Here is a 22,899-nt window from a genome sequence, read left to right on the forward strand (position 1 = left end):
ACATGCGCATTTTCACGCTTGCCTGCTCGCTCGCTGCGCTGATCGTGGCTTCGCCACTCTCCGCGCAGACCCTCAATGTCGCCTCCGCGGGCGACCAGAACATGGTCGACTACGTCAAGGACTATCTCGGCCCGATGTTCGAGAAGGCCCATCCCGGCGTGAAGGTCGTCTCGGTCGGCACCGGCCCGGGCGATGCCGGTTCGCAGAAGATCTATGAGAAGCTCGACGCCCAGAAGGGTTCGCCCACCACCGATTTCGACGTGGTGGTGATCCACCAGAAGGGCGCCGGCCAGATGGTCAAGGAAGGCCTGCTCGCCAAGTACACGGCCAATGTCGAGACGGCCAAGCTCGCCACCGGCGATGCCGCGAAGAACGCTCTCGGCACCGATGTCAGCGGCTTCGTCATCCCGATGTTCCAGTCGCAGACCGCGCTCGCCTACAATGCCGACATGCTCAAGACGCCGCCGGCGACCTTCGCGGAGCTGGCCGACTGGGTGAAGAAGAACCCGAAGCAGTTCGGCTATAACGGCATCAAGGGCGGCATGTCCGGCGTCTCCTTCGTCGCCGGCTGGGTCTATGCCTTCGGCGGCGACGCCGACAAGCTGATCAAGGGACCCTACGACGCCGCCACCAAGGCGAGCTGGGACAAGGCCTTCGCCGATCTGAAGGAGTTCAACAAGAACGCCGTCATCACCCCCGGCAACGCCGGCACGCTCGACATGCTGAACCGCGGTGAGATCGCCATCGGTCCGGTCTGGGTCGACATGTTCTATTCCTGGCAGGCCGACGGCAAGCTGCCGCCGAACATGAAGCTCAAGCTCGTCTCGCCCGGCATGCCCGGCCAGCCGATGTACTACGCGGTGCCGGAGAAGTCGGCTCAGAAGAAGCTGGCCGAGGCCTTCATCGCGCTCGCCACTTCGCCGCAGGTGCAGGCCGACGGCATCGTCAAGAAGTTCAACTGGTATCCGGGCATCGACGCCAAGAACCTCGAGGGCAAGCTCGACAAGGCGGCCTGGGACAAGCTCTTCACCGACGTCACCCCGGCCGATCTCTCGCAGAACGGCAAGCCCTTCCCGATCGCGCCCTACTTCAACGACATCCTCGAGGGCTACGAGAGGAAGGTCGCGAACTGAGGTTCGCTCTTCCGGGCAATAGTCGTCATGGCCGGGCTTGACCCGGCCATCTCTTCAACCAGAGCGAACTGGTTCTGAGATCCTCGGGTCAAGCCCGAGGATGACGGCTTTTCCCGCCTGTCTCAATTGGTTAGCCGGGTCCAGCTAATGTCTCTCTCCCAACGCCATCTCGCTTTGCTGCTGATCGCGCCCGGCTTCGCGCTCGTCGCGGCGCTGTTCCTCTATCCGCTCTGCTTTTCGCTGATCTCCGCCTTCACCGGCCCGCAGGGCGGCTTCTCGCTTCAGGCCTTCGCCAAGGCCTGGGAACTCTATTCCGGCGACATCGTCTTCACCGTCGTCATCGTGGTCGCCTCCTGCCTGCTGACGGCGCTGCTGGCCATCGTCATCGCCGGCACGCTGACGCTGGGCGAGAACCGCTACATCGTCGGCACGCTGAAGGCGCTCTATCGCTGGCCGCTCTTCATCCCCTTCATCGTCGCCGCGCAATGTATGCGCACCTTCCTCGCCAAGAACGGCCTGATGAACAACACCTTCGTCTCGCTCGGCCTGATGGAGCCGTTGCAGGCGGTGAGCTTCCTCGACTGGCGCGGCATCATCGCGACCTTCGTCTGGAAGCAGACGCCCTTCGTTGCGCTGCTGCTGGCCGGCGCGCTCGCCTCCATCGACCGCGCGACGCTGGAGGCCGGCCGCAATCTCGGCGCCTCCCGCCTGCGCGTGCTGGTCGAGCTCGCCTTGCCGCAGGTCATGCCGCAGCTTCTCGTCGCGCTGGTGCTCTCCTTCGTGACGATGCTCTCGGTGTTGTCCGTGCCGATGATGGTGGCCGGATCGCAGCCGACCATGCTGACCGTCGACATGGCCTTCCGCATCAACGCCTATGGCGACTACGCCACGGCGAACGCGCTCGGCGTCATCACCTATCTGATCTCGGCCGGCGCGGCGATCATCTACCTCAAACGCGGCATGTCGAAGGAGGGCACGCCATGATCCGCGTCGCCTCCGGCTTCCGTATGCTGCTCGCGGCTTTCGCGCTCGCGGCTTTCGCCTTCTTCCTGATCGGCCCGCTGGTCAATCTGGCGCTCTGGTCCGTCGCCGAGCGCTGGTACACGCCCTACAAGCTGCCCGTCGTCTACGGCACGCGCTATTGGGAGCAGGTCTTCCGCCCGACAGGCGATGCCATGGCCTCGCTCGCCACCTCGGTCTGGATCGCGGTGCTGACCGTCCTCGTCGCGCTCGCGCTTTCGATCCCGGCCGGCTATGCGCTGGCGCGGCTCAGGCTGCCGGCGCGCGCCTTCTTCATGATCCTGTTCCTGCTGCCGCAGGCCTTTCCCTCGGTCGCGATCTACATCAACGTCGCCCGCGTCTTCTATCAGCTCGGCATCAACGGCACCGTCTTCGCGGTCGTGCTCGTCCATGCCGCTCACGGCCTGGTCTATTCGGTCTGGATCGCGGCCGCGGCCTTCGCCGCCGTCGACAAGGACCTCGAACTGGCGGCGCGCAATATCGGCGCCTCGCCGTTCAAGACCTTCACCTCGGTGACGCTGCCGCTCGCGGCGCCCGGCATCGTCGCCAGCGGCATCTTCGTCTTCCTGGAATCGCTCGACGAGTTCACCGGCACCTTCTTCGTCGGCGTGCCGCAGGTCACGACCCTGCCGCTCCTGCTCTATAACGCGGCGATGGGCGGCAACTATCAGGTCGCCTCGATCACGGCGCTGATCCTGCTCGTGCCTTCGGTGCTGTTCATGCTGTTCATCGAACGCTTCCTGCGCGCCGACGTGCTCGCGAAGGTCGGTGCCTGACGCTTGCGCGCCAGCGAACGATCCGCAACTGTGCCGGCCCTTGCCGCGCCGTCATTGCGAGGAGCGCAGCGACGAAGCAATCCAGTGGGACTGGGCTGAACGGTTTCACCCCGTCCTCCTGGATTTCTTCGCTGCGCTCGCATGACGGCTCGGTCTGATGAAGTCTGGCCTCAGTCTCTGGTGATTTTCGATGGCGAATCTGGCCGATGTTTCTTCCACCGGAACCTTGCCGAAAGGCCGGCCCATCGCCGGCCTCCTCCCCAGCCTGATCGGCTTCGGCGGCGCGCCGCTCGGCGATCTCTACGCCCATCTCGACGAGGCGACGGCGCAGGAGACCGTGCGCGCGGCGCTCGCCGCCGGCATAAATCTCGTCGACACCTCCCCGCTCTACGGCCACGGGCTCTCCGAACATCGCATCGGTGCGGCTCTGCGCAGCGTGCCGCGCGAGAGCGTTATCGTCTCGACCAAGGTCGGGCGCTGGATGGCGGCGGGCCAGCCCAAGGGGGACGGTTCGGGCTATCTCGGCGGCCTGCCGCACCCGGCCGTGGTCGACTATTCCTATGACGGTGCGATGCGCTCCTTCGAGCAGTCCCTGCTCAGGCTCGGCACAGACCATATCGACATCCTGCTGATCCACGACGTCGACGTCTGGACCCATGGCGATCAGATGGAGCGTCGCTTCTCGGAGGCGATGGCGGGAGCCTACAAGGCGCTTGAATCGCTTCGCGCCTCGGGCGCGGTCAAGGCCATCGGCGTCGGCGTCAACGAATCCGAGATGTGCGAGCGCTTCGCGCGGGCCGGCGATTTCGACGTGATGATGCTGGCCGGCCGCTATTCGCTGCTGGAGCAGGGCGCGCTCTCAGGCTTCCTGCCGCTGGCGCTGGAGAAGAAGATCGCGGTGATGCTGGCCGGCGTCTTCAATTCCGGCATCCTGGCGACCGGCGCCAAGCCCGGTGCTTACTACAACTACAAGCCCGCTCCGCCCGAGGTCCTGGCGCGTGTCGCCCGCATCGAGGCGGTCTGCGCCGCTCATGGCGTGGCGCTGCCGCAGGCGGCGCTCGCTTTCTGCGCGGCGCATCCCGCGGTGGCGACCATCGTGCTCGGTGCGGTGGCGCCCCATGAGGTGGCGCGCAACCTCGAACTCGTCGCCAGGCCGGTCCCGCCCGCGCTCTGGCGCGATCTCAAGGTCGAGGGGCTGCTGGCGGAAGATGCGCCTGTCCCGGAGGGGTGAGGTCAGGCCTTCCCCACGAACGACATCGCCTTGGTCATCTCGGTCTTCTCCAGTCGGGCGGCGACGCAATAGGCCGGGTTGAAGACGTTGGCGACGTCGTAGCGCACGGCCTGCCCGAGCAGATGGCTCGCCTCGACGACGTCGACGCCTAGCGCCTCTCCGACCCAGCGCAGCATCTCCGTGGTGGCGAATTGCAGGGGCTGGTCGAGCGGTCGGCCGGCGGCGAGGACGAGCAGGTCGGTCGCTGTCTCGCAGCGCGGCCAGCGCAGACCGGCCTTCTTCTGAAGCTTCACCGAGAATTCGACCTCGAAGCTCGTCTCGACGCCGGTTCCGGCGATCTCGCCATCGCCCTGGCAGGCATGGCCGTCGCCGAGGAAGAACAGCGCGCCCGCCTCGAACACCGGGAACGCGATAGTCGCGCCGGGGCCGAACAGCCGGTAGTCCATATTGCCGCCATGGGCGCCGCTGGTCGCGGTCGAGATCGCCTGCTTGCGCTCGGGCGCGACGCCGAAGCAGCCGAGCATGGGCTCGAGCGGGAAGCTCCAGTCCCTGGTTCGCGCGGAAGGCTCGAGCAGCTTCACCGTGCCGGCCTGTGCGTCGATCGCCCATTCGTAGCGCTCGCGCTTCTGCATCTCGCCGAGGATCGCGGGGTCGAGCACGCCCGGCGCCAGCGGCGAATAGGTCCAGCCGGTCTTCCGGTTCGGCGTCATCCGCTCGATGGTGACGAGCAGCGCGTCGCCCGGTTCGGCGCCCGTGACGAAGAAGGGGCCGGTCATCGGGTTGCCGCGCGGCGCCTTTTGCACGCCCTCGCTGTCGAAACCCGCGGCGTCGAGCGTGGTGGTGACGACGCTGTCGCCGCTCGCGATCTCCAGAACAGGCGGCAGGGTGCCGATCACGTTCGAATAACTTGTCGGAACGAAGTGGTGGCGCGCCATCAGAATCCTGCCTTGAGCCGGGTGTCGAACCCCGAACCGTAGGGGCAAGCGCCGGCCCTGGGAAGCACGCTCCGCGAGGGGGTGTCCCGCGATTGCAGTCGCTGAGAAATCCGCCTCTACTGCGCGCGTTTTTGACTTGGAGGCGATATGAGCGGGCTGGTGATCAGGGGCGGCCGGGTGGTCGATCCCGAGAGCGGGATGGATGCGGTCGGCGATGTCGCCCTCATGGACGGCAAGGTTGTCGCGGTCGGGACGGGGCTTCCCGGTGCCGAGCGGGAGATCGACGCTACCGGCCTCGTCGTGGCACCGGGCTTCATCGACCTGCACGCCCATGGCCAGTCGGTCCCGGCTGACCGCATGCAGGCCTTCGACGGCATCACCACGACGCTCGACCTCGAAGCGGGCGTGATGCCGGTCGCCTCCTGGTATCGCCGCCAGGCCGAGAACGGGCGCATCCTGAACTACGGCGCGGCCACCAACTGGGCCTTCGCCCGCATCGGCGCCATGGTCGGCATCAACGAGGAATCCTCGCTGGAGGCCTTCGGGCGGGCCATGCGCGATCCGCGCTGGATGGACAATGTCTCGACCGACTCGGAGCAGTCCGGCATCATCGAGCGCATCGCGCAGGGGCTGGACGAGGGCGGCATCGGCATCGGCATCCTCAACGCCTATGCCCCCGGCGCCGGCGTGCAGGAGCTGACCGCTATCTGCCAGCTTGCGGCGGATCGCAACGTGCCGACCTTCACCCACATCGCCTATATGGCGAACCGCGACCCGAAGAGCGCGGCCGAGGCCTATGTCCGGCTAATCGGCTATGCCGGCGCGACCGGTTGCCACATGCACATCTGCCACTTCAACAGCTCCAGCAAGACCGATGTCGAGCGCTGCGAGAAGCTGATCCGCAAGGCGCAGGCTCAAGGCCTGCCGATCACGGTCGAGGCCTATCCCTACGGCACCGGCTCGACCGTAGTCTCCGCCGCCTTCTTCAGCGATCCGGAGTTCGAGAGCCGCAACGACGCGACCTACGATCAGGTGCAGGTCGTCGCCACCGGCCACCGTTTCAAGGATCGCGAGGACCTGCTCGCCGCGCAGGCGCAGGACCCTTCGCAGCTCGTGCTCTGGCATGTGCTGGATACCGACAATAACCCGCGCCACGCCGACATGCTCGACCTGTCCGTGCTCTATCCGGGCGGCGCCATCGCCTCGGACGCGATGCCCTGGTCGATGCCCGACGGCTCGACCTATAACGGAGACGCCTGGCCGCTGCCGGCTGAGGCGACATCGCATCCGCGTTCGTCGGGCACCTTCACACGCTTCATCAGCCGCTGGGTGCGCGAGCGGCAAGCCCTCTCGCTGATCGACGGCATCGCCAAATGCACGCTGATCCCGGCCGAGATTTTGGCGGCGAGCACGCCGGCCATGCGCGACAAGGGCCGGCTCAAGCCCGGTGCCGATGCCGATGTCGTGGTCTTCGACTTCGAGACGCTGGTTGACCGCGCCGAGTTCACGGCCATGAACCGTCCGGCCGAGGGCGTGAAGCACCTCATCGTCAGCGGCCAGCCGGTGATCGCGGACGGCATCATGGATGTCGCGGCACGTCCGGGGCAGCCGGTGCGCCGGCCGCTCGCTGGCAAGGAATGAGCAAAACGCCCGTTCCGGTCCTGCTCGTCGCCGGCTTCCTCGGCGCGGGCAAGACCACGGTGGTGAACCACATCCTGGCCCATGCGGGCGGCAGGCGCATCGCGGCCGTGGTCAACGACTTCGGCGCGATCAACATCGACGCCGAGCTGATCGCCGGCGCCAGCGACGGCGTTGTCAACCTGGCGAACGGCTGCATCTGCTGCACGCTGGAGGGCGACCTGCTGCGCACGCTCTCGACGCTGCTGCGGCGCGATCCGCGCCCGGAGGCCATCGTCATCGAAACGAGCGGCGTCGCCGAGCCCACCGACATCATCCGAAACCTGATGGACCCGGTGATCCTGAAGGAAGCGCCGCTGGAAACGGTCCTCTGCGTCCTCGATGCGAGCAGCCCGCCCGAGGCACTGGACGATCCGCTGCTGCGCGCGCAGCTCAAGACCGCAGACATCGTGGCGCTGAGCAAGCTCGATCTGGTGGGGGAGGCCGGGCGGGCCCGCGTCGCGGAGGCCGTCAAGGCTCTGCATCCGCGGGCGCTCGTCATAGATGCGCCCAATGGTACCGTGCCGTTGGACGTCGCCCTGCCCCAAGGACCGGATCGTCCCGCCCCGTTGCGCGATCCCGGTCCGCGCCGCCCGCGCCTCGAACGTTTCGAGAGCTACAATTGGACATCGGAACGGCCGGTCTCGATGCCGCGGCTGCAGCAGGCCATCGGGCGGCTCGCGCCCAAGCTCGCCCGCGCCAAGGGGCTGTTCGAGACGGCTGAGCAGTCGGGCCGCCAGTTCCTGTTCCAGCTCGCGGGCGGCCGCGCGACGCTCGTGCCGGCGGGCGAGCCGCCGCCGGACCGGCCGCGTGCCCGGATCGTCTTCATCGCCGAGACCGGCGCGCTGTCGCAGGCCGAGATCGATACGGCGATGGCGGCCTGCGTCGCCCCATAGGCGCATCGCTCGGTCTGGGCTATCCAGCGTGCGAATTCATCGGAGGCACCCATGCCCAAGCTCTGCAAGTTCACCTCGCCCGGCGACGGCAAACCCGTCTACGTCAATCCCGAGCAGGTTAGCGTCGTCTACACCCACAAGGGCGAGCCGGCGGACACGATCATCGCCTTCCGCAAGGATTTCCTGCTCGGCGTGAAGGAGAGCCTGGAAGAGGTGGTGGCGAAGCTTGAGGCGGCCAAAGGAGATGCGGGCGAATAGCAGGCCCGGTCGGCGTCCGGCGAAGGCTGTGCAGGGCGCGCGGAGATGCTAGGCTAAAGTCATGACCGATTTTCCCGGCATCATCCGCTCGCCCCTGTCGCAGAGCTTCACCCAGGACGGCATCACTGTCAGTGTCGAGATCTACAAGATCGAAGGCACCGACGGCTGGACCCTCGAACTCGTTGACGCGGACGGCGGCTCCACCGTCTGGCAGGACAGCTTTGCCACCGATGCGGACGCCTTCGCGGAGTTCTCCGACGGCGTCGAGCAGCTCGGCCTGGAGAAGCTGATCGACCCGGATGACGACGATCTCGCCACGGTGCACTGAGCGGTTGTCGTGACGCGCTACACAGACGAGCTCGACGCTATCGTCGATCATGCGCAGGCGCTGCGCGTCAGCATCGCGGAGCGTCTGGCCGAGGAGGCCGGGCGGCCTGCCGCGGAGCCCCTGACGGAAGAGCACCTAGCGGCCGCCGATGCGGCGATCGAGGCCTGGCGCGGCGAGGGCGAGGAACAGCAGGACCTCGCGGCTTTCCGGGACATCGGCCCGCTCCAGCGCCTGCTCGTGGATTATGTCGAGGCAGCAGATCGCATCGACGAGATGCTCGACCGGCGCCTCTCCTGACCCGCAGGAGCGGCCTTCGGGTCGGCGACCGGGCCTCTCAACTCGCCAGCGTACTCAGGCTGCGCGAGGGATAGCGCAGCGCGACATCGAAGGGGTTGAGCCGGGCGCCCAGGCTCTCCGCCTCGCTGCGCAGGATGGCGACGACATTGGGCAGCCGATCGTCGCGCAGCCGCTCGGCCAGCGTGCCGATGCTCAGCGAGGCGACGACGCGCCCCTGCGCATCGAAGACCGGCACGGCCACGCCGGCCATGCCGGGAATGAGCCCGCTGTTGAGATTGACCCAGCCCTGCGCCCGCGCCTTTTCGATGCCGCTGCGCAAGGCTGCCTCGTCGAGGAAGCCGCGGTCGAGCAGGCGGGGCATGTTGAAGCGGATCACGGCTTCGCGCTCGGCCTCCGGCAGATGCGCCAGCATGGCGAGGCTGCCCTGGCCGATGCCGAGCGGCACCTTGCCGCCGATGTCGCCGGTGAAGGAGCGGATCGGGAAGGGGCCTTCGATGCGGTCGAGGCAGACGGCGTCGTAGCCGTTGCGCACCAGCAGGAAGATCGTGTCGTTGAGCGTTGCCGAGAGCCTGAGAAGAGTCGGCCGGGCGAGCTCGCGCAGGCCGCCCGCCTGTCCGGCGCGGGCCGCGAGGACGAAGAAGTCGAGCGCCAGCCGGTAGCGCTTGCCACCTGCGGCCTGCTCGACGAAGCCCTCCGCCATCAGGTCGCGCAGCGCGCGGTGCGCCGTGGGCTGCCCGCAGCCGGCCCTGTCGGCGATGTCCTTCAGCCGCATGCCGGCCTCGTCGCCGTCGGCGAGGAGGCGCAGCAGGCCGAGCGCGCGGCGCAATGAGGAAAGCGTTTCGTTCGAGGGTTCCATAAAACGGAATGTGTTTGATCGGCGAGGGGATAAAATTCCACATACCGAAATTATTTCAATAATAATTCTCTAATACAGAATTCTTGATTGACGGAATTATGTCAGCCCGTTTCGCTTCGGTATCGCAGACCGGCTTTCCGGCCACGGGAAAGCCCGCCGATCGAGGTGCTGATGGGCTTTCTGACGCTGCAATCCCTGAGCAAGGCTTTCGGCGACTTCACCGCCGTCCGCGATGTCGATCTCAGCGTCGACAAGGGCGAGTTCGTCTCGCTGCTCGGCCCCTCCGGCTGCGGCAAGACGACGACGCTGCAGATGATCGCGGGCCTCGTCGAGCCGACGCAGGGCACGATCACCCTCGACGGCCGCGACATCACCCGCGAGAAGCCGAACCGCCGCGGCCTCGGAATCGTCTTCCAGAGCTACGCGCTCTTTCCCCATATGACGGTCGCCGAGAACGTCGCCTTCGGGCTTGAGATGCGCAAGATCGGCAAGGCCGAGCGCGACCGGCGCGTCGCGGAGATTCTCGGCCTCGTCCATCTCTCGCCCTTCGCCGCGCGCTATCCGCGCCAGCTCTCCGGCGGCCAGCGCCAGCGCGTCGCCATCGCGCGGGCTCTCGTGATCAAGCCGCCGGTGCTGCTGCTCGACGAGCCGCTATCGAACCTCGACGCCAAGCTGCGCGAGGAGATGCAGTTCGAACTGCGCCGCATCCAGCGCAGCGTCGGCACCACCACGATCATGGTCACCCACGACCAGGCCGAGGCGCTCTCGATCAGCGACCGTGTCGTCGTCATGGAGCAGGGGCGCATGACCCAGATCGACGCGCCCTACCGCCTCTATGAGCGGCCGGCGACGGCCTTCATCTCTTCCTTCGTCGGCAAGATGAACAGCATTGACGCGGTCTGGCGCGGCGGTCGGGCCGAGGCGGCCGGGCTCGCCCTGCCTGCCGAAGCTGGCAGCCTTCCGGAAGGCGCGACCGTCACCGTTGCGGTCCGGCCCGAGAAGATCCTGCTCGGCGAGGCTGGGCAGGGGCTCTTCGACGGCACCGTCGCGAGCCGCTTCTTCCTCGGTAGCTACTGGCTGTTCAATGTCGAGACGCCTGTCGGCACCGTCGTCGTTTCGCTGCCCAATCAGGGCGCCGAGCCGGTGGCGGAGGGCGCGGCGGTCTCGCTGCGCTGGCAGCCGGAGAGCGCGGCCGTTGCGGCACCTGCGGGAGCGGCGGCATGAAGGCTCGCGCGCTGACGCCCTGGCTTCTGGTCTCGCCGGCGACGCTGCTGTTCCTCGGACTGGTCGTCCTGCCGCTCATCCTGACGCTGATCCTGTCCTTCCACGCTTACGATCACAACGCGGGCATTCAGAACAGCTTCACCGTCTCGCACTACGTCAAGGTCGTCACGGACGACTACTACCTGACGATCTTCTGGCGGACGCTCAGGCTCGCCGCGCTGACGACGCTCATCTGCGTGCTGATCGGCGCGCCGGAGGCCTATGTGCTCTCGCGCATGGGCGATCCCTGGCGCTCGATCTTCCTGCTCGTGATCATCGGCCCGCTCCTGGTCTCGGTCGTGGTGCGCGCCTTCGGCTGGAGCATGCTGCTGGGCTCGACCGGACTCATCAACCAGACGCTGCGGGCGCTCGGTCTCGACACGGTGAGGCTGCTCTACACCGAGACGGCGATCGTGATCGCGCTGGTCCACGTCATGCTGCCCTTCATGGTCATCCCGGTCTGGACGGCACTGCAGAAGCTCGATCCGATGGTCGAGGCCGCGGCCCTGACGCTGGGAGCTTCGCATTTCACGGCGCTGCGCCGGGTGGTGCTGCCGCAGGTCTCGCTCGGCATGCTCTCCGGCAGCCTGATCGTCTTCGGCCTCTCCGCCAGCGCCTTTGCCATTCCCGGCCTGCTCGGCGGAAGGCGCCTCAAGATGGCGGCGACCTTGGTCTACGATGAGTACATGTCCGAGCTGAACTGGCCGCTCGGCGCCACCATCGCGATCATCGTGCTCGTCGCCAACCTCGCCATCATGCTGGGCTACAACCGTGTCGTCGAGACGCGCGCCCGCCGGGCTCTGGGCTGACACGCCATGCAGAAGAACGGCCCCCTCGCCCTGATCTTCCACGGCCTCGTCGTCGCCTTCGTGCTGGCGCCGCTCGTCGTGGTCTGCCTCGTCGCCTTCACGCCGGAGAACACGCTCTCGATCCCGACCACGAGCTTCTCGCTGCGCTGGTTCGAGGCGATCTTCCAGCACCCGGATTTCGTGCCGTCCTTCTACAACAGCCTGTGGCTGGCGACGCTGGCCGCGACGATTTCGGTGCTGCTCGCGGTGCCGGCGGCGCTGGCGATCGACCGCTACCAGTTCCCCGGCCGAGACGTTCTCAACGGGCTCTTCCTCTCGCCGCTCATCATCCCGCATCTCGTGCTGGGCGTGGCCTTCCTGCGCCTCTTCGCGCTGATCGGCGGTACGGGCTCCTTCGGCTGGCTGGTCTTCACCCACGTCATTATCGTCACGCCCTATGTCATGCGCCTCGTCATGGCCTCCTTCACCGGCATGGACCGCGGCGCCGAGCAGGCGGCGATGACGCTGGGCGCCTCGCACTGGACGGTGTTCCGCCGCATCACCGCGCCGATGATCCTGCCCGGGATCAGCGGCGGCTGGCTGCTCGCCTTCATCAACAGCTTCGACGAGCTGACTATGTCGATCTTCGTGACCTCGCCGCAGACGGTGACGCTGCCTGTGCGCATGTACATGTACGCCACGGAGTCGATCGACCCGATGATGGCGGCCGTCTCTGCCCTGATGATCGCGCTGACGGCCGGCGCCATGCTGGTGATCGACCGCGTTTTCGGCCTCGACAAGATCCTGGTCGGGGAGAAGTGAGCATGGCTCTGCTCCGCCGCATCGCCCGCAAGGACCACGCCGCCATCGCCTTCACGCTGGATGGCGTGCCCTGCGAGGGCCGGGCCGGCGACACGCTGCTGAGCGCGATCCTGAACCGTGCCGACAGCCTGCGCCGCAGCGAGTTCAGCGGCGAGCCGCGCGCGGGCTTCTGCCAGATGGGCGCCTGTCAGGATTGCTGGGTGGCGACCGAGACGGGCGAGCGCCTGCGCGCCTGCACGACGCCGCTCCTGCCCGGCATGCGGATCGTCACCATGATGGGGAAGGCGGCGTGAACGCGCGCCCGCAACCGCTCGTCGTCGGAGCTGGTCCGGCCGGCATCCGCGCGGCCGAGGCGCTCGTCGCGGGGGGGCTGCGCCCGCTCGTCGTCGACGAGGCGCCGGCCTGCGGCGGCCAGATCTACCGCCAGCGCCTGATGCCGGACGGACGCTCGACCAAGGACCTCTACGGCTCCGAAGCCGGCAAGGCCGAGCGCCTCCACGCCGCCTTCGTCGCGCTCGAAGGCCGGATCGACCACTGGCCGCAGGCGCTGCTCTGGAATCTGCGGGATGGCATGGCGGACATCGCGGTGGCCGGCGCCAGCCGCCGCGTCGCCTATGACGGGCTGGTGCTCGCCACCGGCGCGACCGACCGCGTGCTGCCGATTCCGGGCTGGACGTTGCCGGGCGTCTTCACCCTCGGCGGCGCGCAGGTCGCGCTCAAGGCGCAGGGCTGCACCATCGGCAGCCGCGTCGTCTTCGCCGGCTCAGGGCCGCTGCTCTATCTCGTCGCCTGGCAGTACATGAAGGCCGGCGTCGAGGTCGCAGCGGTGCTGGACGCGGCTCCCGCCTCCGCCAAGCTCCACCTTCTCAAGGCGCTGCCGCTCGATGCCGGCATCGTCCTGCGCGGCCTGCGCTTCGCGGCCGAGCTGCGCCTGCGCGGCGTCGCGATCCGCAACGGCGTCGAGGGCCTGCGCATCGAGGGCGAGGGCAGGGTGGCCGGCATCGCCTGGCGCGAGGGCGGCCGTGAGCGGCGCCTCGCCTGCGACGGCGTCGGCTATGGCCTTGGATTGCGGTCCGAGACGCAACTCGCCGACCTCGCCGGTTGCACTTTCCGCTTCAACGAGCGCGACCGCGCCTGGCTTCCGCAGCGCGACGCTGCCGGCCGGGCCTCCGTTGCCGGCGTCTATCTCGCAGGCGACGGCGCCGGCATTGCCGGGGCCGATGCGGCCGAGCGTGCCGGCGAGCGCGCCGCGCTGGCGCTGCTCGAGGATCGCGGCTTGGGCTTCGACAGGGCGCGCGCCGCGGCGCTCGAAGCGGAGCTTGCCCGGATCAGCCGTTTGCGCAGCGTGCTCGAAGCCGCCTTTCCCTTCCCCGCGCATTGGGCGGCCGGCATCGACGACGCCACCGTGCTCTGCCGGTGCGAGGAGGTCACCGCCCGCACTGTCCGCGACGCCGCGGGCCGCTTCGACATCGGTGAGATCAACCGGCTGAAGGCTGTCAGCCGTGTCGGCATGGGCCGCTGCCAGGGCCGGATTTGCGCCACTGCCTCTGCCGAGGTGCTGGCCGCTGCGACGGGCAGGCCGATCGACGCGGTCGGCCGGCTGCGCGCCCAGGCACCGGTGAAGCCGATCCCGCTCGCCATGCAGCTCGCGGCCAATGGGCCGGAAGCCGCGGCAAGCCTGCCGGAGGCTGCAGAATGAGCCGGCATCTCGACATCGACGTCGCCATCGTCGGTGGCGGTCTGGTCGGCTCTTCGGCGGCGCTGGCGCTGCGCGGCATGGGCTTCAGCGTCGCCCTGCTCGACAAGGGCTTCTGCGGCGCGCAGGCGAGCGGCGTGAACTATGGCGGCGTGCGCCGGCAGGGCCGGCCGCGCGAGCAACTGCCGCTCTCCCAGCGCTCCCATGCCGTCTGGCCCCGCCTGAGGGAGCTGATCGGCATCGACGGCGAGTTCATCCGCTCCGGCCATCTCAAGCTCGCCCGCAGCGAGGCCGACATGACTTCGCTGGAAGACTATGCGCAAGACGTCGCCGACCAGGGCCTCGACCTTGAGCTGATCGGCCATAACGGCCTGCGCGAGCGCTTTGCCTGGATCGACGGCGGCATCGTCGGCGCCTCGCTCTGCGCCGGCGACGGCCACGCCAATCCGCGCCTCGTCTCGGCGGCCTTCGCGAGTGCCGCGCGGCGCGCCGGCGCGCATGTGCTGGAGAACACGCCCGTCACCGGCATCGCCCGCAACGGCGAAGGCTTCGTGCTGGAGGCCGGAGACGGCATCCGCCTCAAGGCGCGCATCGTCATCAACAGCGCCGGCGCCTGGGCCGACCGTTTCGCCGCGGATTTCGGCGAACCTGTCCCGCTCACGCGCATCTATCCCTCGATGATCGTCACCGAGCCGGTGGCGCCGGTGATGACCGTCAACATCGGAATCGAGGGCGGCGGCATCTATGCAAGGCAGGTGGAACGGGGAAACTGCGTCGTCGGGGGCGAGCGCGCTTTGCCGCTGGACGATCCCGACTTCTCGCGTCCGCAGGGCGAAGCGGTGCTCAGCATCATGAACCGCACCGCCGAGATGTTCCCGGCGCTGCGCCATGCCCAGGCTATCCGCTTCTGGTCCGGCACCGAGGCCTCGATGCCGGACAGGAACCCGGTGATCGGCTTCAGCGGCACCACGCCGGGGCTGCTCCATGCCTTCGGCTTCACCGGCGCTGGCTTCCAGATCGCGCCCGGCGTCGGCGAGGTCCTGGCTGAGCTCGTCCGCGACGGCCGCACATCGACGCCGATCGAGGCCTTCTCGATCGCGCGCTTCAACCAAGACCGCACCAGCCACGGCTCGGGTGCGGCCCATCATCCAGAGCCGCAAAGCAGGGGAGCCTAGATCATGATTACCCGTCGCAACCTATTGGCCGGCACCGTCGCCACTGTGGCGCTCGCCGCTGCCGGCAGCGCCTTCGCCCAGAGCAAGACGCTCTATGTCGGCATGAATGGCGGCAATTTCGAGCGCACCTTCACCCAGGGCGTCTTCCCGGCCTTCGAGAAGGCCAACGACGTCAAGATCGTCGTCGTGCCCGGCACCTCGGCCGACATCCTCGCCAAGGCGACGGCGGCCAAGGACAAGCCCCAGATGCACGTCATGTTCCTCGACGACGGCGTGATGGTCCGCGCCGTCGGCGCCGGCCTGTGCCAGAAGCTCAAGGACAGCCCCGAGCTCGGCCAGGTCGACAAGGGCGCCCGCATGAAGGACGACATGGCCGTCGGCATCGACATGGGCATGACCGGCCTCGCCTACAACAAGAAGATGTTCGACGAGAAGGGCTGGGCGGCGCCGACCTCGTGGATGGATCTCGCCGATCCCAAGTTCAAGGACAAGGTGGTCTTCCAGTCCGCCTCGGCGTCGTCCTTCGGCCTGCACGCCTTCCTGATGTTCAACCGCATCCAGGGCGGCACCGAGGCCAATGTCGAGCCGGGCTTCACCAAGTTCCGCGACACCATCGGCAAGAACGTGCTCGAGTTCATCCCGAACTCGGCCAAGATTTCCGAGATGGTCCAGACCGGCGACGCCGCGATCTTCCCGCTGACTCCGACCGGCGTCTCGACCCTGAAGGAAAAGGGCATCCCGGTCGAATACGCCCAGCCCAAGGAAGGCTCCGTCGTGCTGATGGTGGCGCAGTGCGTCATCGCCAACAACTCTGAGCCGGAGCTGGCCCAGAAGCTGGCCGCCTATCTGCTCTCGGCCGAGGCCCAGGAGAAGGCGCTGGCGACCGGTAACATCGTGCCCTCGAACCCGGGTGCCAAGGCCACGACGCCGGAGGCCAGCCAGAAGCTGGAGACCTTCCACACCAACATGAAGACTGCGGTGGTGCTGGACTGGGACGCGATCAACGCCAAGCGTCCCGAATGGAACAGCCGCTGGAACAAGATGATCGAGCGCTGAGCGCCGCTGTCGTCGATCCTGCCCTAGCAAAGAAGGGCGCCCTTTCGGGCGCCCTTCTCGTTTGTCGCCTGTGCCGTGGTCTCAGACGAAGCGGAAGTCGTCCTGGGCGAGGCTGGAGAGCTGGACGCCCTTCAACGTCAGCGTGGTGTCGGCGTCGACGGTGAAAACGACATCGCCGCCCACCTGATCGGCCGCGTCCATCGCCATCGCGAAATCGGCGAAGACATCGGTGTCGAACTCCAGAACGTCCGAGCTCGAGCCCGTCGTCCTGAAGTCGGTAACGATGTCCTTGCCGAAGCCGGCCGCGAAGACGAAGACGTCATGGCCGGAACCGCCGGTCAGGATGTCGTCGCCCGCGCCGCCGACGATCCGGTCGTCTCCCGAGCCACCATCGATGGTGTCGTTGCCGGCGCCGCCGAGGACGATGTCGTCTCCCGAGCCGGCATCGACCACGTCGTTGCCTTCACCACCCTCGATCCGATCGTCGCCGGAGCCGGCCTTGATCGTGTCGTTGCCGATGCCGCCGGTGACCACGTCGTCGCCCGAACCGCCGTCGAGGGTGTCGTCACCCTCGCCGCCGGCGAGCGTGTCGTTGCCGGCGCCGCCCTTCAGCGTGTCGTTGCCGGCCCCACCGTCGAGGTTCTCGGCGCCATTGCCACCGGTGACGACGTCGTTGCCGGCGCCGAAGAGCAGCTTCTCGATGTTGCTGAAGCTGTTCGTGCCGATGCCTGAGCCCGAGGCCTTGCCGCCTGCGAAGTCGACGGTGACCGGCCCGGTCGCCGCCGAGAGGTCGAGCGTGTCGAAGCCCGCCCCGCCGTCGATGACGTTATGGCCCAGCCCGCCGACGAAGACGTTGTCGCCGTCATCGCCGATCAGGGTGTCGTCGCCGGCGCCGCCGATGACGTTCTCGATCGAGACGAGTTCGTCGGAGCCGGCCTCGTCGCCCTCGGCATAGCCTTCGGCGAGGTTGACCGTCACGCCGGCCGTGTCGCCGGAGTAGTCGGCGGTATCGATGCCGTCGCCGCCGTCGAGCAGGTCGTCGTCCGCGCCGCCGATCAGGACGTCGTTGCCGACGCCGCCGAACAGCGCATCGTCGTCCGCACCGCCCTTCAGCAGGTCGTCGCCGGCCTCGCCCCGCAGCTCGTCGTCGCCTTCGCCGCCCTCGACCGTGTCGTCGCCTGCGCCGCCCGAAACCTCGTCGTCGCCGGCCGCCGCAAGGATGATGTCGTCACCCGCCGTGCCCGTGAGCTCGTCGTCGCCCGCCGTGCCCAGGATCGGGCCGCCGGCCGGAGGCGTCTCGACCAGCGAGATCACCGTGACGTCGTCATAGGTGACGCCGTTGCCGGCGCGCCAGTTGTACAGGCCGAAGGTCCCGGCCTCGGTGTCGTGGATCTCGATCGGCCGGGTGAAGAGCGCGACGCCGTTCAGCCAGATCTGGAGCTTGCCGCCGACGATATCGGCCCGCAGCGTGTTGCTGCCGGCGGTGTCGTAGCGGGTCGGCCCCTGCCAGAGCGTCTGCTCGATGCCGTCCTTGAGGCTGAACAGCTGCGGCAGGCCGGTCTGGTTGTCGAGCTCGAACTTATAGTAGTTGTTCGCGTCCTGGTAATGCAGCAGCAGGCCGATGCCGCCGCCCGAGGCCGAGGTGAACTTGGTCTGGACGCTGTAATCCGTCCATTCCGAGGCGCCTTCGCCCTCATAGACCGCGTAGGTGCCCTTGCGGAGCGCGTGGATGCCGTCCCCGAGCGGGCTCCAGTTCAGGCTCCACTGCGAGCTCGGCGCGGTGTCGCCCGTGCCGCCCAGCTCGCGGCTGTAGCGGTTGGAGGTCTGCTTCAGGACGCCGTCGACGACCGACCAGGCCGCGGCGGTGCCGAGCTCGCCCTCGTCGACGAAGCGGAAGCCCTGCGCGAGGCCGTCAGCGAAGTTCTCGTGCACGAGCACCTTGTCCGCCGCGACGATCTCCACCTTGACGGTGTCCTTCGCCGAGCCGCCGGCATTGGCGATGTCGAGCCGCAGCAGGTGGTCTCCCGTGCCGAGCTTGACGGTGGCTTCGCTGCCCGAGGCGAGCAGCTCGCCATTCTCGCTCCAGCGCGCCGTGGTTCCGGCGGTCAGCCCATTGCTGGTCAGCGCCGAGAGGTCGATATCGACGAAGCCGTCGCCGTCGAAGTCGATCAGGCGGATCGCCTCGCCGGCATCGGCGATCAGCGTGCCCTTCTGGACGAGGATGTCGTCGAAGAAGACCTGGCGCTGACCGGCCGAGTAGACGCCGATGCTGCCGCCCGAGAGCGGGGCATCGTCACTGACGGCGCCGCCGAACAGGGCCTCGCCATCCAGCGTCGCGTTGAGGCGGCCGCCGCTGACCGCGAACTCCACCGCGAAGGCGCGGTCGAACGGCGTGGTGGCACTCTCTTCGGCCAGCACGGTGCGGACACCGTCCTTAACGCGGATGAGCTGGTGCTTGTTGGCCGAGATGTCGAAGGAGAGCAGATAGTGGTTCTGCGCATCCTGGTAGTAGGCGACGAGACCGAGGCCGAGCTGGTCTTCGGCGGTCAGCGTGGCCGAGACGGTGTAATCCGTCCAGGCGGCGCTGCCGGTCCCGCTCCAGCTCATGATGCCGGCCGCGCCGTCATAGGCGCGCAGCAGGCCCTCGGCGGCGGTGATGCCCTCGACCGCCGTGTCGCGTGACTGCACCGAACCCGCGACCTGCCAGCGGGCGGCCGGAGCGGTCCAGCCATTGGCGTTGCCATCGTCGAAGTTCTCGGAGAGCAGCGTGTCGGCATTGGTCACGGTGACGCGCACCATGTCGGTCGAGACCGTGCCGTCGGCGGCGCTGGCCTTGAGCGTCAGCCAGTGCACGCCCACGCCGAGGTCGACATCCGCCTCGGCACCGGTCGCGACGACCTCGCCATCGGCGTTCAGCCATTCGAAGTCGGTGATCTGGCCGAGCTTGTCGACGGAAGAGCCGGCATCGAGACTGATCGTTGTGCTCTCGGCATTGCCGACGGCGATGGTGCGGTGCTCGCCCGCTTCGGCCCGGAACTGGGAGGCCGGCATGCCGAGATCGACGTCGAACTCCTCCTCATGCTCGCGCAGGTCGCCGGTCAGCTGCTGGCCAGAGCCGTCACCGATCTGCTGGGACATCGTCCCGCTGCCGAGATTGGCGTTGAGATTGCCGTTGGTGAAGTCGAACTGCGCCATGTTCACGCCCGGGATCAGCGAGGTGAACGGGCCGCTGGCGGTCGGCCCCCCGAGGGCGGCGACCTCCGCTGCCGTCAGCGCCTTCTCGACGAAGGCGAAGGAGGACAGCGAGAAGGCCAGGGTCTCGCCGCTGTCGTCTGCGAACAGCAGGAAGCCCTTCTGGCTGATGTTGAAGGCGGCGCCGACCGTCTGGGTGCCCTGCAGCACGCCGTTGACGTATTTGCTCATGATGTAGGTCGAGCCGCCCTCGCCGACGCGCTCGAGGGTGATCGCCAGGCGGATGTATTCGCCGAGCGGCACGAAGCCCTCGTCCTGGCCGTTGGTACCGATCACGGCATGGTCGCCGGCATGGTTCAGCCAGAGGTCGCCATCGGTGATGTTGTTCAGGTCGCTCTGGAAGATCGAGGACAGGCCGAAGCTCTCCGGCAGCTTCACGTCGTAGATCAGCGAGTAGCTGCCATAGGTGCTGCCGCCATCGGACGGCGCGAAGCCGGGGATGACCTTCAGGCCGTTGACGGGGTCGAACTTCGGCGCGTTGAGGACGCCGCTCGTGCCGTCCGGCAGGGTGTCGGTGCCGAAGGAGACCGGCTGGGTCACCTCCTGCGGGCCGCTGCTGCCTTCGCCGCCCATGCCGTCGCGCGAGGGTTCGGCATCGCCGCGCGAGCCGGTGATGTACTCGTCATAGGCCGAGAGATAGGTCTCGGTGTAGACCTTGCCGGTCTCCGGATCGATGGTGATCAGGCGGATCGCGCCGTTGCCGCCATTGCCGCCCTGCGACGGGTCGCCATTGCCGGTGTTCTCCAGCGAGACGCCGTTCTGGTAGTTGACCAGCATCTGGTAGACCGGCTGGCCGGCCTCGTTGTAGCTGACGATCGTCTCGGCGCCGTCACCGAAGACGTGGCCCGAGAAGACGAAGGACACGTTGGTGTGGCTGTAGATCAGCTCCTGCCACATGTCCTCGCCGTCATTGGCGTTCTCGGCGCTGTTGCCGATGCCGTAATCCTTGCCGGTGCCTTCCGCGAAGAGCGGGCCGGAGTAGTTGTCCGCACGCGTGCCCATGTTGGTGTAGTGGTGCGTGCTGACGATCGCGCGGTAGTCGGAATGGGCATCGAGCACCTCGCCGGCCCAGCGCAGCACATCGTCGCGCGCGCCGAACTCGAGCGAGAGGGCGATCCACTTGGTGCCGTCCTCGCCCTCGAAGGTGTACCAGGCGTTGCTGGTCTTGTCGGCCTCCTGGTCGTAGACGCCGCCGAGCGTCGAGTGCTCCATCATGTACTCGACGCCGAAATAGGCGCTCTGCATCGAGGTGTAGTTGCTGGCCGAGCCGCCGGCAGCCTGGTCGTGGTTGCCCGGGAGCATGGCGTAGGGAACGACGCCGTTGAGCTTCTCGAAGGCTTCCTTGGCGATCGCCCATTCGCCGGCGCTGTTGCCGCCGGTCACGTCGCCGACGCTGGTGACGAACTTCAGGTTCAGCATCCCGGCATTGTCAGCGAGCCACTGGGTCATGCCGTTGAAGGTTTGCTGGCCGAGGCCCGGGGAGGTGTAGTCCTGCGTGTCGGGCAGCACCGCGATCGTGTAGGCGCTCTCGCTGGCGACGCGGACGCGGAAGTCGTCCGTATAGACCTGCCCCTCGGCGTCGACCGCCGAGACATGGATGTCGGACCGGCCGAACGCCTTGGCATCGATCTCGAGCTTGTTGCCATCGATCAGGCGGGCGCCGACCGCTTCGCCATCGGAGGTCGTGACGGTGAAGGTCAGGCCCGGCTGGGTGAAATGCTGGCTAAGCTCGATGACGACCGTCTCGGCGTCCGGCGTCACCATCATGTCGGCGATTGAGCGCAGCTTGATCGGCTCGCCCTCCTCGCCGCCGGGAGCCGGCGGGGCGGTGACGACCGGGATGCCGGCTTCGAGCGGCGACTGGAAGACGGGTTCGACATTGGTGGCATCGAGCGCGCCGGTGCCGAGCGTCGGCTCCAGCGAGCCGTCGTCGAAGCGGAACTCGGTGCCGTTGGCGGCGATGAAGTCGGGCTCCAGGATCGAGGGCACGATGCCAGCCGCGCTCGGGCCGCCGATCGCCTTCATCTGCGCGTCGGAGAGAACGGCCTCGAGATAGGCGATGTTCGAGATGTGGACGGGCGAGGTCTCGCCGTCCTCGTCGGAGAAGATCAGGAAGCCGGCCGCCTTGTCGATGGTGTAGCGGGCGAGATCGGTGCTGGTCTGCGTGCCGACCAGTTCGCCGTTGATGTATTTGTTGATGACGACCTGGCCGTTGTCCTGCTCGACGGTGAAGGCGATCCGGTTCCAGGTGTCGAGCTGCGCCTCGCCCTGGTAGTTGCCGCCGATGCCGATGCCGAAGCTCGACCCGTTCACGCGGCCGAACAGGTCGCCGTCATTGCTGTTGGCGGCGCTGCTCTGGAAAAACGGGATCCAGCCATTGTTGCCGTCCGACGGGACGAAGATGTCGAAAGCGATGGTGAATTCGGTGGCGACGCCGGTGCCGCCGGGGGTCAGCTTCAGCGTCTGCTCGCGCGTGGTCGCCGGCAGCGACATGAGCTGGTCGGCTGCGGGAATCTCGGTGATGCCGGCCTCGGCGGCCGTCTCGACGGGGATCGTGATCGCGACCGGCTGAAGCGTGGCGACGCCGAAGCTGCTGCCGAGCGTGCCGTCGTCGAAGCGGAACTCCGAGCCGTTGGCCTGCGCAAAGGTGTCATTGACGACGGGGGAGACGATGCCGGCGCCGTTGGCGGTCCCGAGGGCGGCAACCTCCGCGGCGGAGAGAACCGTCTCGGCATAGGCGAAGTTCGAGAGATGGACCGGCGAGGTCTCGCCGTCCTCGTCGGAGAAGATCAGGAAGCCCGAAGCCTTGTCGATGGTGTAGCGGCCGAGATCGCCGCTGGTCTGCGAGCCGACCATCTCGCCGTTGATGTACTTGGTGATCACCACCTCGTTGTTCTTCTGCTCGACGGTGAAGGCGATGCGGTTCCAGGCGTCGAGCTGGGCCTCGCCCTGGTAGTTGCCGCCGATGCCGATGCCGAAATTCGAGTCGTTGGCGCGGCCGAACAGATCGCCGTCGTTGGTGTTGCCGGCGGCGCTTTGGAAGAACGGGATCCAGCCGCCGGAGGTCGCGGCCGGCACATAGAGATCATAGACCAGCGTGTAGCTGGTGGCGGTGCCGGTTCCGCCCGGCATGACGCGCAGGCCCTGGTTCTGGGCGGCGTTGGGGATGCTGAGCATCTGGTCCGAAGAGGTCGCCATTGCGACGGAATTCGTAGAGGACATGCTGCGCTCCTATAGGTGCGGGACACCGGGCCAGCGGGGCCTGGGTTGGAGCCGGTCCTATCGAGCGTCAGTCCGCGCGAATGTGACAAATCTTAAAAATTCCCTTCCGACAGGGGATGTTTCTCTCAATGGTGGGCATCGAAAAAGGGGATGATCCTCGCTTCATGCTGCCAGCGCCGGGCTTGAATCGGCCGGCCTGCGGCGATCCCGCAGCTCAC

Annotated in this window: 19 protein-coding genes; 16 read left to right on the forward strand and 3 right to left on the reverse strand. The window is 67.6% G+C overall.

The window, feature by feature from the left end:
* The first annotated feature begins 2 nt into the window (after positions 1-2).
* From BoBH3_RS19315 to BoBH3_RS19330, 4 genes are all read left to right on the forward strand, one after another.
* Positions 3-1,133, forward strand: a complete 1,131-nt coding sequence (locus BoBH3_RS19315; protein ID WP_262332458.1) for an ABC transporter substrate-binding protein — start codon at positions 3-5, stop codon at positions 1,131-1,133.
* A gap of 147 nt (positions 1,134-1,280) precedes the next feature.
* Positions 1,281-2,117 carry an ABC transporter permease gene (locus tag BoBH3_RS19320; protein WP_262332459.1) on the forward strand — a complete coding sequence of 279 codons (837 nt, stop codon included), beginning with the start codon at positions 1,281-1,283 and terminating at the stop codon, positions 2,115-2,117.
* Positions 2,114-2,929, forward strand: coding sequence for an ABC transporter permease (locus BoBH3_RS19325; RefSeq protein WP_262332460.1), 816 nt, complete (start codon positions 2,114-2,116; stop codon positions 2,927-2,929). Before BoBH3_RS19320 ends, BoBH3_RS19325 begins: the two co-directional genes overlap by 4 nt.
* A 190-nt stretch (positions 2,930-3,119) precedes the next feature.
* The gene (locus tag BoBH3_RS19330; protein ID WP_262332461.1) at positions 3,120-4,160 is read left to right on the forward strand and encodes an aldo/keto reductase; all 1,041 of its coding nucleotides are present in this window, start codon (positions 3,120-3,122) and stop codon (positions 4,158-4,160) included.
* Positions 4,161-4,162: 2 nt separating this feature from the next.
* Here the strand turns inward: BoBH3_RS19330 and BoBH3_RS19335 are convergent, their stop codons facing one another.
* A complete protein-coding gene (locus BoBH3_RS19335) occupies positions 4,163-5,095 on the reverse strand; it encodes an acetamidase/formamidase family protein (protein WP_262332462.1) in 933 nt (310 codons plus the stop codon).
* 147 nt (positions 5,096-5,242) lie between these two features.
* On the opposite strand from BoBH3_RS19335, the gene BoBH3_RS19340 reads away from it, so the two are divergent.
* The 5 genes from BoBH3_RS19340 (at position 5,243) to BoBH3_RS19360 (ending at position 8,551) form a co-directional block, all read left to right on the forward strand.
* Complete coding sequence (locus BoBH3_RS19340) at positions 5,243-6,736, forward strand: amidohydrolase family protein (RefSeq protein WP_262332463.1); 1,494 nt, start codon at positions 5,243-5,245, stop codon at positions 6,734-6,736.
* Positions 6,733-7,668, forward strand: a complete 936-nt coding sequence (locus BoBH3_RS19345) for a CobW family GTP-binding protein (protein WP_262332464.1) — start codon at positions 6,733-6,735, stop codon at positions 7,666-7,668. Before BoBH3_RS19340 ends, BoBH3_RS19345 begins: the two co-directional genes overlap by 4 nt.
* A gap of 51 nt (positions 7,669-7,719) precedes the next feature.
* Positions 7,720-7,926, forward strand: a complete 207-nt coding sequence (locus tag BoBH3_RS19350) for a hypothetical protein (RefSeq protein ID WP_262332465.1) — start codon at positions 7,720-7,722, stop codon at positions 7,924-7,926.
* A gap of 61 nt (positions 7,927-7,987) precedes the next feature.
* Positions 7,988-8,254, forward strand: coding sequence for a hypothetical protein (locus tag BoBH3_RS19355; RefSeq protein WP_262332466.1), 267 nt, complete (start codon positions 7,988-7,990; stop codon positions 8,252-8,254).
* Positions 8,255-8,263: 9 nt separating this feature from the next.
* A complete protein-coding gene (locus tag BoBH3_RS19360; protein ID WP_262332467.1) occupies positions 8,264-8,551 on the forward strand; it encodes a hypothetical protein in 288 nt (95 codons plus the stop codon).
* Between the two features lie 37 nt (positions 8,552-8,588).
* Here BoBH3_RS19360 and BoBH3_RS19365 read toward each other — a convergent pair whose 3' ends face one another.
* Positions 8,589-9,407, reverse strand: coding sequence for an IclR family transcriptional regulator (locus BoBH3_RS19365; protein ID WP_262332468.1), 819 nt, complete (start codon positions 9,405-9,407; stop codon positions 8,589-8,591).
* A gap of 171 nt (positions 9,408-9,578) precedes the next feature.
* On the opposite strand from BoBH3_RS19365, the gene BoBH3_RS19370 reads away from it, so the two are divergent.
* The 7 genes from BoBH3_RS19370 to BoBH3_RS19400 are packed head-to-tail and all read left to right on the forward strand — an operon-like array spanning position 9,579 to position 16,207.
* Positions 9,579-10,631 (forward strand): ABC transporter ATP-binding protein, encoded by a 1,053-nt coding sequence (locus BoBH3_RS19370; RefSeq protein WP_262332469.1) that lies wholly within the window; start codon positions 9,579-9,581, stop codon positions 10,629-10,631.
* Positions 10,628-11,479 (forward strand): ABC transporter permease, encoded by an 852-nt coding sequence (locus BoBH3_RS19375; RefSeq protein WP_262332470.1) that lies wholly within the window; start codon positions 10,628-10,630, stop codon positions 11,477-11,479. The genes BoBH3_RS19370 and BoBH3_RS19375 overlap by 4 nt, the downstream gene beginning before the upstream one ends.
* 6 nt (positions 11,480-11,485) lie before the next feature.
* Positions 11,486-12,280, forward strand: a complete 795-nt coding sequence (locus BoBH3_RS19380; protein ID WP_262332471.1) for an ABC transporter permease — start codon at positions 11,486-11,488, stop codon at positions 12,278-12,280.
* 2 nt (positions 12,281-12,282) lie between these two features.
* Complete coding sequence (locus tag BoBH3_RS19385; protein ID WP_262332472.1) at positions 12,283-12,573, forward strand: (2Fe-2S)-binding protein; 291 nt, start codon at positions 12,283-12,285, stop codon at positions 12,571-12,573.
* A complete protein-coding gene (locus BoBH3_RS19390; protein ID WP_262332473.1) occupies positions 12,570-13,979 on the forward strand; it encodes an FAD/NAD(P)-dependent oxidoreductase in 1,410 nt (469 codons plus the stop codon). Before BoBH3_RS19385 ends, BoBH3_RS19390 begins: the two co-directional genes overlap by 4 nt.
* The gene (locus BoBH3_RS19395) at positions 13,976-15,151 is read left to right on the forward strand and encodes an NAD(P)/FAD-dependent oxidoreductase (RefSeq protein ID WP_262332474.1); all 1,176 of its coding nucleotides are present in this window, start codon (positions 13,976-13,978) and stop codon (positions 15,149-15,151) included. The genes BoBH3_RS19390 and BoBH3_RS19395 overlap by 4 nt, the downstream gene beginning before the upstream one ends.
* Positions 15,152-15,154: 3 nt before the next feature.
* A complete protein-coding gene (locus BoBH3_RS19400) occupies positions 15,155-16,207 on the forward strand; it encodes an ABC transporter substrate-binding protein (protein ID WP_262332475.1) in 1,053 nt (350 codons plus the stop codon).
* Between the two features lie 81 nt (positions 16,208-16,288).
* On the opposite strand, the gene BoBH3_RS19405 is transcribed toward BoBH3_RS19400, so the two are convergent.
* On the reverse strand, positions 16,289-22,681 hold the full coding sequence (locus BoBH3_RS19405) for a metallophosphoesterase (protein ID WP_262332476.1): 6,393 nt from the start codon (positions 22,679-22,681) through the stop codon (positions 16,289-16,291).
* Positions 22,682-22,899: the final 218 nt, after the last annotated feature.

The organism is Allobosea sp. BH3 (assembly GCF_025499465.1).
Lineage (GTDB): Bacteria > Pseudomonadota > Alphaproteobacteria > Rhizobiales > Beijerinckiaceae > Allobosea.